At 73.0% G+C, this 13591-nt stretch carries 14 protein-coding genes; 11 read left to right on the forward strand and 3 right to left on the reverse strand.

Annotated elements, in window-relative coordinates; all coding sequences use genetic code 11:
- The first annotated feature begins 102 nt into the window (after positions 1-102).
- Both ACFYP4_RS20560 and ACFYP4_RS20565 read left to right on the forward strand, forming a co-directional pair.
- The gene (locus ACFYP4_RS20560; RefSeq protein ID WP_388786825.1) at positions 103-1080 is read left to right on the forward strand and encodes a helix-turn-helix transcriptional regulator; all 978 of its coding nucleotides are present in this window, start codon (positions 103-105) and stop codon (positions 1078-1080) included.
- 139 nt (positions 1081-1219) lie between these two features.
- Entirely contained in the window at positions 1220-1567 is a 348-nt protein-coding gene (locus tag ACFYP4_RS20565; protein WP_388786828.1) for a hypothetical protein, read from the forward strand.
- A 136-nt stretch (positions 1568-1703) separates the two neighbouring features.
- Here the strand turns inward: ACFYP4_RS20565 and ACFYP4_RS20570 are convergent, their stop codons facing one another.
- Positions 1704-2330: a TetR family transcriptional regulator gene (locus tag ACFYP4_RS20570; RefSeq protein ID WP_358853629.1), complete on the reverse strand. Its 627-nt coding sequence runs from the start codon at positions 2328-2330 to the stop codon at positions 1704-1706.
- A gap of 151 nt (positions 2331-2481) precedes the next feature.
- On the opposite strand from ACFYP4_RS20570, the gene ACFYP4_RS20575 reads away from it, so the two are divergent.
- The 3 genes from ACFYP4_RS20575 (at position 2482) to ACFYP4_RS20585 (ending at position 4231) form a co-directional block, all read left to right on the forward strand.
- Positions 2482-2655, forward strand: a complete 174-nt coding sequence (locus ACFYP4_RS20575) for a hypothetical protein (protein WP_358853630.1) — start codon at positions 2482-2484, stop codon at positions 2653-2655.
- Positions 2656-2722: 67 nt separating this feature from the next.
- Positions 2723-2989, forward strand: a complete 267-nt coding sequence (locus tag ACFYP4_RS20580; RefSeq protein ID WP_358853631.1) for a DUF4190 domain-containing protein — start codon at positions 2723-2725, stop codon at positions 2987-2989.
- Between the two features lie 72 nt (positions 2990-3061).
- Positions 3062-4231, forward strand: a complete 1170-nt coding sequence (locus tag ACFYP4_RS20585; protein ID WP_388786833.1) for a cysteine desulfurase family protein — start codon at positions 3062-3064, stop codon at positions 4229-4231.
- Between the two features lie 27 nt (positions 4232-4258).
- Here the strand turns inward: ACFYP4_RS20585 and ACFYP4_RS20590 are convergent, their stop codons facing one another.
- A complete protein-coding gene (locus ACFYP4_RS20590; protein WP_388786836.1) occupies positions 4259-4939 on the reverse strand; it encodes an N-acetylmuramoyl-L-alanine amidase in 681 nt (226 codons plus the stop codon).
- A gap of 60 nt (positions 4940-4999) precedes the next feature.
- On the opposite strand from ACFYP4_RS20590, the gene mnmA reads away from it, so the two are divergent.
- Positions 5000-6127 (forward strand): tRNA 2-thiouridine(34) synthase MnmA, encoded by a 1128-nt coding sequence (gene mnmA, locus ACFYP4_RS20595; RefSeq protein WP_358853634.1) that lies wholly within the window; start codon positions 5000-5002, stop codon positions 6125-6127.
- A gap of 72 nt (positions 6128-6199) precedes the next feature.
- On the opposite strand, the gene ACFYP4_RS20600 is transcribed toward mnmA, so the two are convergent.
- On the reverse strand, positions 6200-6523 hold the full coding sequence (locus tag ACFYP4_RS20600) for a DUF427 domain-containing protein (protein WP_388786839.1): 324 nt from the start codon (positions 6521-6523) through the stop codon (positions 6200-6202).
- A gap of 52 nt (positions 6524-6575) precedes the next feature.
- Here ACFYP4_RS20600 and ACFYP4_RS20605 point away from each other — a divergent pair, with 52 nt between their 5' ends.
- The 5 genes from ACFYP4_RS20605 (at position 6576) to ACFYP4_RS20625 (ending at position 13580) form a co-directional block, all read left to right on the forward strand.
- The gene (locus ACFYP4_RS20605; RefSeq protein ID WP_358853636.1) at positions 6576-7115 is read left to right on the forward strand and encodes a TIGR00730 family Rossman fold protein; all 540 of its coding nucleotides are present in this window, start codon (positions 6576-6578) and stop codon (positions 7113-7115) included.
- A gap of 16 nt (positions 7116-7131) precedes the next feature.
- Positions 7132-7821, forward strand: a complete 690-nt coding sequence (locus ACFYP4_RS20610; protein WP_358853637.1) for an SDR family oxidoreductase — start codon at positions 7132-7134, stop codon at positions 7819-7821.
- A 31-nt stretch (positions 7822-7852) separates the two neighbouring features.
- Positions 7853-8860 carry a methionine synthase gene (locus ACFYP4_RS20615; protein WP_388786843.1) on the forward strand — a complete coding sequence of 336 codons (1008 nt, stop codon included), beginning with the start codon at positions 7853-7855 and terminating at the stop codon, positions 8858-8860.
- 15 nt (positions 8861-8875) lie between these two features.
- Positions 8876-11083, forward strand: a complete 2208-nt coding sequence (gene ligA / locus ACFYP4_RS20620) for an NAD-dependent DNA ligase LigA (RefSeq protein ID WP_358853639.1) — start codon at positions 8876-8878, stop codon at positions 11081-11083.
- A gap of 256 nt (positions 11084-11339) precedes the next feature.
- A complete protein-coding gene (locus ACFYP4_RS20625) occupies positions 11340-13580 on the forward strand; it encodes a putative bifunctional diguanylate cyclase/phosphodiesterase (protein ID WP_388786848.1) in 2241 nt (746 codons plus the stop codon).
- Positions 13581-13591 lie beyond the last annotated feature (11 nt).

A 13591-nucleotide genomic window follows, 5' to 3' on the forward strand; every position in this document is an offset into this window, starting at 1 on the left:
GAAGTACCGGCTCCGGGAGCCGATGCGCCGACTCTCCTCGCCCAACCTGACAGTTTCCGTCAGCATTTGCGGTGGACCGGACCGGCGCGGAATCCTGGGCCGGTGAAGTCCGAGCGCCTGCTCTCCATCCTTCTGCTGCTGCAGACCCGCGGCCGGGTCCCCGCGCGCGAACTCGCCGGCCGGCTGGAGGTGTCGGTACGCACGATCTACCGGGACATCGAGGCGCTGTCGGCCTCCGGCGTCCCGGTGTACGCCGAGCGGGGCCGGCACGGGGGCATCGAACTGCTCGCCGGATTCCGTACGGACGTCACCGGGCTGACGGCCGACGAGTCCCGCGCGCTGTTCATCCTGGCCGCCCAGGGAGCGCACGCGGCGCTCGGGCTGGACGCCGCGCTCGGCTCGGCCCTGCGCAAGGTGATGGCCGCGCTGCCCGCCCCGCACCGGCCGGCCGCCGAGGCCACCAGCCGGCGCGTGCTGGTGGACGCGACCCGCTGGAAGGGCGGACCGCAGCCGGCCGTCGACCTGGACGTGCTGCAGGACGCGGTGTTCGCCGACCGCCGGCTGCGGCTGCGCTACCGGCACAGCGGGCGGACCGAGCCGAGCCGGTACACCGTCGATCCCTACGGGCTCGTGTCCAAGGCGGGCGTCTGGTACCTCGTCGCCGACCGGCGCGGAGAGCCGCAGCTGTTCCGCGCGGACCGGGTGCGCTCGGCCACGCTCCTGGCCGATCCGGTCAGGCGCCGGCCCGGCGTGGAACTCGCCGACGCCTGGGACGTGGTGCGCCGCCAGGTGGAGGAGCGGCCGGGCGGCGTCGACGTCACGGTCCGGGTGCTGCGGTCCCGCCTCGACATGTTCCTGCGGCTCAACGCGGCGGCCCTCAGGGAGCTGCCCGAGGACGACGGCGAGAGCGAGTGGGTGACCGCCGGGCTGTCGTACGGCGTCGTCCAGGAGGCCCGTTCCCTGCTCGCCTTCGCCGACCGGGTCGAGGTGCTGTCACCGCCCGAGGTACGTGCGGAGCTGGCGGGCGCGGCGGCCGCCGTCACGGAGCTGTACCGGACGGAGGGCGGGACGGGGTCGTGAAGGGGCGGGCCGACCGGGCTTGTTGGGACCGGCTTTGCCCGAACCGCAGGCCCGGCACAGCGCGAACCCATCCCGGGCCCATGGGCGGTTGCTTGCATACGCCTCGCAGAAACCCCTCGTCTTCCGGGAGTTGCTCCACATGAAGCGCCTGCGCCTCGTCCCCGCCGTCACCCTGCTCGTGCTGTCGCCCCTGCCGGCGGCCTGCGGCTCGGACGACTCGTCGTCCTCCACGAAGGACGACTCCGGTCAGCAGAGCTGCGGTCGGCCTTCCGGCATGCCGGGCGGGGGACCGTCCGGGGCGCCGACCGGCAGGGCGCCCTCGGGTGCCTCGTCCGGGGCGCCCACCGGCACCCCCACCGGCAAGGCCCCCTCCGGTGCCCCGTCGGGCGTGCCGTCCGGTGCCCCGAGCGGCGGCCCCGGCGGCGGCTGCGGGGGCCCGGGCGGCGGCGGGCAGCAGGGGCGGAACGGCCAGGCGGGACAGGGCTGACCCTCCCGTAGCCGTAGCCGTAGCCGTAGCCGTAGCCGTAGCCGTAGCCGTGCCCGGCCCGGACGCGGGACCGGACGCGGGACCGGCGGTGGCGGCGAGCAGCGGGCGGCGTGCCGGGGTGCGCCGCCCGTGGCGGTCAGCCCAGCCAGTGCCGGCGGCCGATGCTGATCAGCCGCATCTGACGGCTCGCGACGCGCGCCACCCGGTCCCGCTCCTCCTCGGACGCCTCCAGCGCCTCCAGGAAGAGCGAGGCCGTCATCAGCATCTGGTCCACGTACAGCGCCGCGAGCATCAGCAGGTCGTCGTCGCTCCACCCCGCGGACTCGGCGTGTTTGGCCAGCTCTGTCCGCACTTCCTCCGAGAAGCGGGCCAGTTGACTGCTGATGGCCTCGCGCACGGGCTGCACGCCGCCGTGCCGCTCCCGCGCGATGAAGCGGACGTGCGCCGGGAACGTCTCCACGTGACGGGCGATCAGGCCGACCGCGCGCGCTATGCGTTCGTCGCTGTCGTCGGCCGCGGACACCGTGTGCCCGATCATCGGGTGCAGGCTGCCCAGCGCCTCCTCGACCAGTGCCACCCCGAGATCCGCGGTCGAGCGGAAGTGCCGGTAGAACGCGGTCGGGGCGACGCCCACCGCGCGCGTGACCTCGCGCAGTCCGAGGCTGCTCAGGCTCTGCTCCTCCAGCAGGCCGAGCGCCGCGTCCAGGAGCGCCTGCCGGGTCTTCTGCTTCTGCGCCTGCCGGATGCCGAGGGTGTGACTCATGCCATGCAGTTAACAACTGTTCTCTGGAATTGGAAAGCCGCCGGACGCGCTAGACTCATAAGTCAGTGAACAACTGTAACAACAACTGTTCACTGGACCGCCAAGTCCGCGAAACATCCGCGGTGTTGCCCCGCTCAACGAGAGGAACGTCATGCTGATCCTCGTCGCCGCTCTGCTGCTGTTCGGCGTCGTCATGGGCACCGTGGCCCACGCCCCGCTGACCGTGACCCTCGTCGCCGCCGCCGTCATCGCCCTCTGGCTCGCCGTCTTCGCGGCCCGCGAGCGGCACTCCCGCCGGCGCGGCACGTCCGCCTCCGCCCACTGAGGGGCGCGCCCTTACGACCGGCCGCGCCCCGTCCCCGCCCACCGACCGCTGGGAGCTGACCCACCTCATGGAACTCACCGCCGGACCCACCCACCGCACCGGAGCCCGGGACACCGACGGCATGGCCGTCGCCTCGTTCATCCTCGGCCTCGTCGGCCTGCTGGTCCTGAACCTCTTCCTCGGCCCGATCGCGATCATCCTCGCCTCCGTCGCCCTGTGGCGCGGCACCGCCCGCAAGGGCCGCGCCCTGCTCGGCCTGGGACTCGGCGCCGCCGACCTGATCGTCCTGCTGGCGTTCATGCACGCCGACAACACGGTGTCCTGGAGCTTCTGAGCACCCACCGGGGAGGGCCGCACACCGCCGGGCCGAGGCGCCGGACGGCGGGCCCGTAGAATCGGGCCCACCATGGCTTACCTCGACCACGCCGCGACCACCCCGATGCTTCCCGAGGCGGCAGAGGCCCTGACCGCCCAGCTCGGCATCACGGGCAACGCCTCCTCCCTGCACGCCGCCGGCCGCCGCGCCCGGCGGACGGTCGAGGAATCCCGCGAGACCCTGGCGGACGCCCTAGGCGCACGCCCCAGCGAGGTGGTCCTCACCGCCGGCGGCACCGAGGCCGACAACCTCGCCGTCAAGGGCCTGTACTGGGCCCGCCGCGACGCCGACCCCGCCCGCACCCGCGTCCTCGCGAGCCCGGTCGAGCACCACGCCGTCCTCGACGCCGTCCACTGGCTCGGCGAGCACGAGGGCGCCACCGTGGAGTACCTCCCGGTCGACGCGTACGGCCGCGTCCACCCCGACGCGCTGCGCGAGGCCGTCGCCCGCAATCCCGACGACGTCGCGCTCGCCACCGTCATGTGGGCCAACAACGAGATCGGCACGGTCATGCCGGTCCGTGAACTGGCCGACGTCGCCGCCGAGTTCGACGTCCCGCTGCACGCGGACGCCGTCCAGGCCTTCGGTCAGGTCCCCGTCGACTTCGGCGCCTCCGGGCTTGCCGCGATGACGGTGTCGGGCCACAAGATCGGCGGGCCCTACGGCATCGGCGCGCTGCTGCTGGGCCGTGAGTACACCCCCGTACCCGTCCTGCACGGCGGCGGCCAGGAACGGCACGTGCGCTCCGGGACCCTCGACGTGCCCGCGATCGCCTCCTTCGCCGTCGCCGGGCGGCTGGCCGCCGAGCGGCGCGAGTGGTTCGCGCGGGAGATCAGGGCCCTGCGCGACGACCTCGTGGACGCCGTCCGCAAGGCCGTGCCGGACGCCCTGCTCGGCGGCGACCCCGCGGCCGCCGGCCGGCTGCCGGCCAACGCGCACTTCACCTTCCCGGGCTGCGAGGGCGACTCCCTGCTGCTCCTGCTCGACGCCCAGGGCATCGAGTGCTCCACCGGTTCGGCGTGCACCGCGGGCGTCGCCCAGCCCAGCCACGTCCTGCTGGCCACCGGCACCGATCCCGACCTGGCCCGCGGCACCCTGCGCTTCTCCCTCGGCCACACCTCGACGGAGGCGGACGTCCAAGCCGTGGCCCGCGCGATCGGCCCGGCGGTGGAACGCGCCCGTACGGCGGGACTCAGCTAGACCCCGGCCCGCAGCGAGGGCCGCGCGTCAGGCCGTCGTCGGCCGCGCGCGCCGCACCAGCCGCAGGTACCGGTCCCAGTCCCAGTGCGGCCCCGGGTCCGTGTGATCCGTGCCCGGGACCTCGACGTGCCCGACGAGGTGCTCCCGGTCCACGGGTATCCCGTACCGCTCGCAGATCCCGGCCGCCAGCCGCGCCGAGGCGGCGTACATCGCGTCCGTGAAGGACGCCGCGCGGTCGACGAATCCCTCGTGCTCGATGCCGACGCTGCGTTCGTTGTAGTCGCGGTTGCCCGCGTGGAAGGCCACGTCCAGTTCGCGGATCATCTGCGTGACATGCCCGTCCCCGCGCACCACGTAGTGCGCGGCCGCGCCGTGCCCCGGATCCTGGAAGACCTTCACCGCGTCCCGGAAACTGCCCTGCGTGACATGCACGACCACCCGGTCGATGCCGTAGTCGTCGGGCCGGTCGGCGCGCCGCCAGTTCGCCGGTGACGCCGCCACCCAGCGGGCGCCCGCGAAGTCGACCGCGCCCGCTTCGCGCGGCTTCTCCACTCCGGGCAGCCGCCACCACAGATGCGCCAGCTCGTCGCGGGCCAGCGCGAGGCTGCCCACCGCGGCCGCCGTGCCGCCGACGAGCAGCGCCCGGCGCCCGAGGCGCCGGTCTCCGTCCGCGCGGCCCCCGCCGGGCGCGCCCTTCGTCTCCCCCATGCGATGCCCAACGGATATGCGGGAGCTCCGGTTCCCGGCGCCCCGTACCCTGGAGGGGCTATGACTGAGACCCCGCGCACCCGCCCCCTCCGCGTACTCGCCGCCATGTCCGGCGGCGTGGACTCCGCCGTCGCCGCCGCCCGCGCCGCCGAGGCCGGGCACGACGTCACCGGAGTGCACCTCGCCCTCTCGGCGAACCCCCAGTCCTTCCGGACGGGCGCGCGCGGCTGCTGCACCATCGAGGACTCCCGCGACGCCCGCCGCGCCGCGGACGTCATCGGCATCCCGTTCTACGTGTGGGACCTCGCCGACCGCTTCCGCGAGGACGTCGTCGAGGACTTCGTCGCCGAGTACGAGGCCGGGCGCACCCCGAACCCCTGCCTGCGCTGCAACGAGAAGATCAAGTTCGCGGCGCTCCTCGACAAGGCCCTCGCCCTCGGCTTCGACGCCGTCTGCACCGGCCACTACGCCCAGGTGATCGTCCGCGAGGACGGCACCCGCGAGCTGCACCGCGCCTCCGACATGGCCAAGGACCAGTCGTACGTCCTCGGTGTGCTCGACGACCGCCAGCTGGCGCACGCGCTCTTCCCGCTCGGCGACACCGTCACGACGAAGGACGAGATCCGCGCCGAGGCCGAGCGCCGGGGCCTGGCGGTGGCCAAGAAGCCGGACTCGCACGACATCTGCTTCATCGCCGACGGCGACACCCAGGGCTTCCTGGCCGCCCGCCTCGGCAGGGCGGAGGGCGACATCGTCGACGAGTCAGGCGCCAGGCTCGGCACGCACGAGGGCGCGTACGGCTTCACCATCGGCCAGCGCAAGGGCCTGCGCATCGGCACCCCGGCCCCCGACGGCAAGCCCCGCTACGTCCTGGACATCTCGCCGGTGGACAACACGGTGACGGTCGGCCCCGCGGACGCCCTGGACGTCACCGCCCTGACGGCCATAAAGCCCCGCTGGTGCGGCGCCGCGCCGGCCGGCCCCGGCACGTACACCGCCCAGCTCCGCGCGCACGGCGGGGAGACCGAGGTGGCGGCCGAACTGGTCGACGGGACGCTGGAGGTCAGCTTCACGGAGCCCGTCCGGGGCGTCGCGCCCGGCCAGGCCATCGTCCTGTACGACGGCACACGCGTAGTCGGCTCGGCGACGATCGCCACCACCACGCGCGCGACGAGGGCCGCCGTCTGACGGCCGCCCCTCCCATGATCGCCGGCCGCCCGCGGACCGACCCGCGGGCGGCCGGTCACGTTCCCTCCCGGCTCAGCCGGCCTCCACCTCGTAGAAGCAGAGGTGGTCCTTGATCCGCGCCACCTCCGGTTTCGGATCGGGGTACGCCCACACCAGATCGGGCGCGTCCGGCAGCGACCAGTACGACGCCGTCCCCTTGAACGGGCAGTGCGTGTGATTCCGCGAGGGCGTCAGCAGGTCGAGGCGGACGTCCTCCGGGGGGAGGTAGTAGCGCACGGGACAGCCGGTCTCGCGCAGCAGCAGCGGCCGTTCGCTCTCCGCCAGGACCCGGCCGCCGTGCACGACGCGTACGCGTTCCGTGCCTTGCTCGATCGTGATCGTGTGTCCTTCAGCCATATCTGGACAGCACCCGCGGGACCGGAGTTCTTCCCCCTCGTACGGTGGACCCATGAACATCTGCGTCTTCCTCTCCGCCGCCGACCTCGACGACCGCTACACCCGCCCCGCGCGCGAGTTCGCGGAACTGCTCGGCAAGGGCGGCCACACCCTGGTGTGGGGCGGCTCCGACGTCGGCCTGATGAAGGTGGTCGCCGACGGCGTGCAGGAGGCGGGAGGGCGGCTGCTGGGCGTCTCCGTCGGCTTCCTGTCGGCGAAGGCACGCGAGGGCGCCGACGAGATGGTCGTCGCGCGTGACCTCGCCGAACGCAAGGCGCTGCTCCTGAAGAAGGCGGACGCCGTCGTGATCATGGTCGGCGGCACGGGGACGCTCGACGAGGCGACCGAGATCCTGGAGATGAAGAAGCACGGCATGACGGAGATGCCGGTGGTGCTGCTCAACACCGCGGGCTTCTACGACGGCCTCAAGGAGCAGTTCCGGCGCATGGAGGACGAGGGCTTCCTGCCCCGGCCCCTCACCGACCTGGTCTTCTTCGCCGAGGAGCCGGTGGGCGCGCTCGCCTACCTCGAGGAGAGCCTCGGCACGCGGTGATGCGAGCATGGCGGACATGCCTACACATCTGATCACCGGGGCGGGCTCCGGCATCGGCGCGGCCGTCGCGCGCCGCCTCCACGCGCGCGGGGACGAACTCGTGCTGCACGCGCGCGACGCCGGCCGGGCGAAGGAACTCGCGGGGGAGTACCCGGGGTCGCGCACCCTGGTCGGCGACCTCGCGGACCCGGACAAGCTCTCCTGGGCCTTCTCGCACCAGTCGCTCCCCGACCGGATCGACTCGCTCCTGCACATCGCCGGAGTGGTCGACCTCGGCCCCGTCGGCGAGTTGACCCCCAAGTCCTGGCGCCACCAGCTCAACGTCAACCTGATCGCCCCCGCCGAGCTGACCCGCCACTTCCTGCCCCAGCTGCGGCTCGCCCAGGGGCACGTGGTGTTCGTCAACTCCGGTGCCGGACTGAGCGCGCACGCCGACTGGTCCGCGTACGCGGCCTCCAAGCACGGTCTGAAGGCGCTGGCCGACTCCCTGCGGCACGAGGAGCACGCGAACGGCGTCCGCGTCACCTCGGTCTACCCCGGCCGCACGGCCAGCCCCATGCAGGCCAAGGTGCACCGGCAGGAGGGCAAGGAGTACGAGGCCGCCCGCTGGATCGACCCGGAGTCGGTCGCCACGGCGATCGTCATGGCCCTCGACCTTCCGCGCGACGCCGAGGTCAACGACCTGACGGTACGACCGGGCCGCTGACCTCGGCAGAGGGATTCCGTAGGCTGCCGGGGTGAGCGAAAACAGCGTGTTCAGGTCCGGGCCGGCGACCGGTGTCGGATCCATGCCGGGCGGCGACTCCCGGGAGGCCGCCAAGACCGTCGTCGGGTCGTTCGAGGACTTCCCGTTCCTGCCCGAACTGCCCGCGCGGGGCCCCGGCGCCGACATGATCGGACGGACCGCCGGGATGCTCGTGGAGCTGTACGCGCGCGTGGAGCCCAGCGGCTGGCGCATCGGCGACCGGCCCGGACGGGACACCAGGCGGGCGAGGTCCTGGCTCGGCGAGGACCTGGACGCGTTCGAGGAGTTCACCCAGGGCTACACGGGGCCGCTGAAGGTGCAGGCGGTCGGGCCCTGGACCCTGGCCGCCGCGCTGGAACTGCGCAACGGCGAGGTGGCGCTCTCCGACCCGGGAGCCTGCCGGGACCTCGCCGGATCGCTCGCCGAGGGGCTGCGGACACACCTCGCCGAGGTCCGGCGGCGCGTACCGGGCGCCGACGTCGTCCTCCAGCTCGACGAGCCCTCCCTCATCGCCGTCCTGCGCGGCCGGGTCAGGAGCGCCAGCGGGTACCGCACGCACCGCGCCGTCGACCGCCAGGTCATCGAGTCCACCCTGCGTGACGTCATCGGCGTGCACGACGGGGGCCCGGTCGTCGTCCACACGTGCGCACCCGACGTGCCGTTCGCGCTCCTGCGGCGGGCGGGCGCCGCGGCGATCTCCTTCGACCTCTCGCTCCTCACCGAGCGTGACGACGACGCGATCGGGGAAGCGGTGGAAGGCGGCACCCGGCTCTTCGCCGGTGTCGTGCCGGGCACGGACGCTCCATTGTCGGACCCTGCCGGTAGCGTCATGGGTGTCAGGACGCTGTGGCGCAGGCTGGGACTGAATCCGGGGCTTCTCACGGAGACGGTCACGATCACTCCGTCGTGCGGGCTCGCGGGAGCTTCCCCCGAGTACGCGCGCGCGGCGCTCGCCCACTGCGCCCGGGCGGCGAGATCCCTCGCGGACAACCCTGAGTAACGGGAGGACGACACGGTGGCCGGCGACCAGGACGCACAGACCGCCTCGACCGCGCAAGCCCTGCCCACCGAGGCACGGGAGAAGCACGCGCAGCTCGCCGAGCAGATCGAGGAGCACCGCTTCCGGTACTACGTGAAGGACGCTCCCGTCGTCAGCGACGCGGAGTTCGACGAGCTGCTGCGGTCCCTGGAGGCGCTGGAGGAGGAGTATCCGGAGCTGCGGACCCCGGACTCCCCGACCCAGAAGGTCGCCGTCGAGTACGAGACCGAACTGGCCGAGGTGGAGCACCGCGAACGCATGCTCTCCCTCGACAACGTCTTCGACGACGCGGGGCTCGCGGCCTGGGCCGAGCGGGTGGCCAAGGACGTCGGTACGCCCGACTACCACCTGCTGTGCGAACTCAAGGTCGACGGCCTCGCGGTGAACCTCACCTATGAGGACGGCCGGCTCACCCGCGCGGCCACCCGGGGCACCGGCCGGACCGGCGAGGACATCACACCCAACGTGATGACGATCTCGGAGATCCCGCACCGGCTGAAGGGCGACCGCGTCCCACGGCTCGTGGAGATCCGTGGCGAGGTCTACTTCCCGATGGAGGCCTTCCAGGACCTCAACGAGCGCCGGCTGGCCGCGGGCGAGAAGCCGTACGCCAACCCCCGCAACTCCGCCTCGGGTTCGCTGCGCCAGAAGGACCCCAGGGTCACCGCGACCCTGCCGCTCCACATGGTGGTGCACGGCATCGGCGCCCTCGAGGGCTTCGACGGGATGACCCGTCTGTCGGAGGCGTACGAGCTGCTGAAGACCTGGGGCCTGCCCACCGCCCAGCACAACAGGGTGGTCGACGACCTCGACAGCGTACGGGAGTTCATCGCGTACTTCGGCGAGAACCGTCACTCCGTGCGGCACGAGATCGACGGCGTGGTCGTCAAGCTCGACGAGATCCCGCTCCAGGGGCGGCTCGGCTCCACCTCGCGCGCCCCCCGCTGGGCCATCGCCTGGAAGTACGCGCCCGAAGAGGTCAACACCAAGCTCGTCAACATCCGGGTCGGCGTCGGCCGCACGGGACGCGTCACGCCGTACGCGCAGGTCGAGCCCGTGACCGTGGCCGGTTCCGAGGTCGAGTTCGCGACCCTGCACAACCAGGACGTGGTGAAGGCCAAGGGAGTCCTCATCGGGGACACGGTGGTGCTGCGCAAGGCGGGTGACGTGATCCCGGAGATCCTCGGGCCGGTCGTCGACCTGCGTGACGGCAGCGAGCGGGAGTTCGTGATGCCGGCCGAGTGCCCCGAGTGCGGCACCCCGCTGGCGCCCGCCAAGGAGGGCGACATCGACCTGCGCTGCCCGAACGGCCGCACCTGCCCCGCCCAGTTGCGCGAGCGCCTCTTCTACCTGGCCGGACGCAAGAGCTTCGACATCGAGAACTTCGGCTACGTCGCCGCCGCGGCCCTCACCAAGCCGCTGGAGCCCGCCGAGCCGCCCCTCGTGGACGAGGGCGACCTCTTCGACCTCACCATCGAGCAGCTGCTGCCCATCAAGGCGTACGTCCTCGACCAGGACAGCGGTCTGCCGAAGCGCGACCCGAAGACGGGCGAGGAGAAGGTCGTCACCGTCTTCGCCAACCAGCTGGGCGAGCCGAAGAAGAACGCCCTCGCCATGCTGGAGAACATCGCGGCGGCCAAGCAGCGCCCGCTCGCCCGCGTGCTCACCGGCCTGTCGATCCGTCATGTCGGACCGGTCGCGGCCGAGGCCCTGGCCCGCGAGTTCCGCTCGATCGACCGCATCGAACAGGCCACGGAGGCGGAGCTGGCCGGCACCGACGGCGTGGGCGGGATCATCGCGGCCTCGCTGAAGCAGTGGTTCGCGGTCGACTGGCACCAGGAGATCCTCCGCAAGTGGCGGGCCGCCGGAGTGCGCATGGAGGAGGAGGGCTCCGGCGAGGAGGAGGGGCCGCGCCCCCTGCAGGGTCTGGTGGTCGTCGTCACCGGCACCCTCGAACACCACACGCGGGACGGCGCGAAGGAGGCACTACAGAGCCGGGGCGCGAAAGTGACCGGTTCCGTCTCGAAGAAGACGTCCTTCGTCGTGGTGGGCGACAATCCGGGATCGAAATACGACAAGGCGATGCAGCTGAAGGTTCCGGTTCTGAACGAGGAAGGCTTCGCGGTCCTGCTCGGACAAGGGCCGGAAGCCGCCGCTGAACTCGCACTTCCGACCGAGGAGTAGCGGTTGAAGGCCACCCGTTCGGCGCATATCAGATGCATACGGGTGGCCAGGTGGCATTCGGGCAACCGTCGACGACCGCTGCCCGTGGAAGCCTTCCGCGGCCTACTGTTGGGATGCGCGCCTGCCGTGCCCGGTTGCGGCCGGCGCGTCCCCGCGCTCCTCAGGAGCGGGGAAAGGGTTTTCCTACGCGGTACCGCTGGGTTCGCCCCCACCGGACCGCGTGGCGTGGGCACCGCCGGCTGTGAGAGGGACGGGAATGGAACCGACCGAGAGCGCCGCCCCGGGCTCCCGGCTGCGCCTGCGCCGGATGTCCGGCGCCTGGCTGGCCGGACTCCGGACGGGGCGGCCGTCGGCGGGTGCGAGCACGGACGCCCGCGGCGTCGCCCAGCTCACCGTCGGGGACTCCCCGAGTTCCTACGGGCACAGCACCGCGCGCGGCACCGGCCTGCCCGGCCAGGAGACCGAGCGGCACCCGTCCTGGCCGCCCCTGCCGGCCGGGGCCGTCGCAGTGGCGGCCCTCGTCCTCGGCGCCGGCTTCTACCGCGCGTTCAGCGGGCAGCACGCCCTCTTCCCGTCCGGCACCGCAGGCTGGTCACTGGCGGTGCTGACCGGTGTCATCGTCGGCCACCTCGTCGCTCTCGGCCGCTCCCGCTGGTGGGGCGGCACGGGTTCCGGCGCCGCCCTCACCCTCGCCGTCCTGCTGCTGTACGGCTGGGTGCCCGCCGGCATGGTCAGCCTCACCGTCGTCGTGCTCGTCGGCATCGCCCGCCGCAACCGCTGGCGGCAGGGCGTCCTGCACGGCGCCGTCGACATCCTCGGCATCGGGGCCGGCGCCCTGGTCCTGGCCGCGTTCGGCCGGGTCCCGTCCGTCGAGACGCCCTGGGACCCGCAGACCTGGACCCTCTACGCGGCACCCGAGGTGGTCCTCGTCGCCGGCGGCTATCTCGCCGTCACCCGCGCGCTGCTCTGGTACCTGCACGCGCCGCGCACCGGCGGGCTGCCCACCGTCGCGCGCACCGCCCTGGCCCGGCAGGGTCTCGTCGCGGTCGCCCTGCTGGGCATCGCACCCCTCATATGCGTGGTCGCACAAGCACGCCCGCTGCTGCTGCCGCTGTTCTCGATCCCGCTGATCGCGCTCGACTCCACCCTGTGGATCGCCCGCGCCCGGGCGGAGGAGCAGCTGCGGGACCCGCTGACCGGGCTGCCCAACCGGCAGTGGCTCCTCGAACGGACCTGGACCGCGCTGGACGACGCCGAGCGGATCGGGGCCCGTGCCGCCCTGATGCTGATCGACCTGGACCGTTTCCGCTCGGTCAACGACACGCTGGGGCATCTCGCCGGGGACCGGCTGCTGCTGCAGATCGCCGACCGGCTGCGGCTCGCCCTGCCGCGCGGCGCGGAGGCCGCACGTCTCGGCGGGGACGAGTTCGCCGTGTTACTGCCGGTCGCGGACTCCACGACGTCCGCGACGCGGGTCGCCCGCGGGCTCGTCGCCGCCCTCGGTTCGCCGCTCGACCTCGACGGGCTCACCCTCGTCCTGGAGGCCAGCGCCGGCCTCGCCGTCTTCCCCGACCACGCGCTCGACGCGGAGGGGCTGCTGCGCCGCGCGGACGTCGCGATGTACCAGGCCAAGCGGGACCGCACCGGCGTCGAGGTGTACGAGTCCAAGCGGGACTCGAACACCCCGGACCGGCTGGGCCTGCTCGGCGACCTGCGCCGGGCCCTGGACGCCGGTGACGTCGAACTGCACTACCAGCCCAAGGTCCGCTTCGACGGACAGGTGGCCGGGCTCGAGGCCCTGGTCCGATGGGTGCATCCCGAGCGGGGGAAGGTGCCGCCGGACGAGTTCATCGCCATCGCCGAGTCGTCCGGGCTGATGCCGCACCTCACGGAGTACGTGCTGGAGACGGCCCTCGCGCAGGTCGCGCGCTGGCGGGCGCAGGGACTGTACGTGCCGGTCGCGGTGAACGTGTCGCCGCGCGACGTCCACACGCCCGGGTTCGCCGGCTCGGTCGCCGCCCGGCTCGCCCGGCACGGGGTGCCCGCCGGGGCTCTCCAGCTGGAGATCACGGAACACGTGCTGCTGGAGGACCCGCAGCGTGCCGCCGACACGCTGGCCGCGCTCACCGGGCACGGCGTGAAGATGTCGCTCGACGACTTCGGCACCGGCTACTCCTCGCTGGTGCACCTGCGGCGGCTGCCCGTCAGCGAACTGAAGATCGACCGGTCGTTCGTCGCGCGGCTGGCCGTCGACGCCGAGGACGCGGCGATCGTGCGCTGCACGGTGGACCTCGCGCATTCGCTCGGGCTGCTCGTCGTCGCCGAGGGGGTCGAGGACGACGAGACGTGGGAGCGGTTGCGGGACCTCGGCTGCGATGCCGTCCAGGGGTGGCTGGTCGCTGCGGCGATGCCTCCCGAGGAGGCCACGGCGTGGTTGCTCGCGCGGGGGGCCCGGGGGTGGCAGCGGCCCCGCGCCGCGTTGCCCGCGGCGGAGTAGGTCTGCCTTTT

The sequence above is a fragment of the Streptomyces sp. NPDC005551 genome, assembly GCF_042871785.1.
GTDB lineage: Bacteria > Actinomycetota > Actinomycetes > Streptomycetales > Streptomycetaceae > Streptomyces.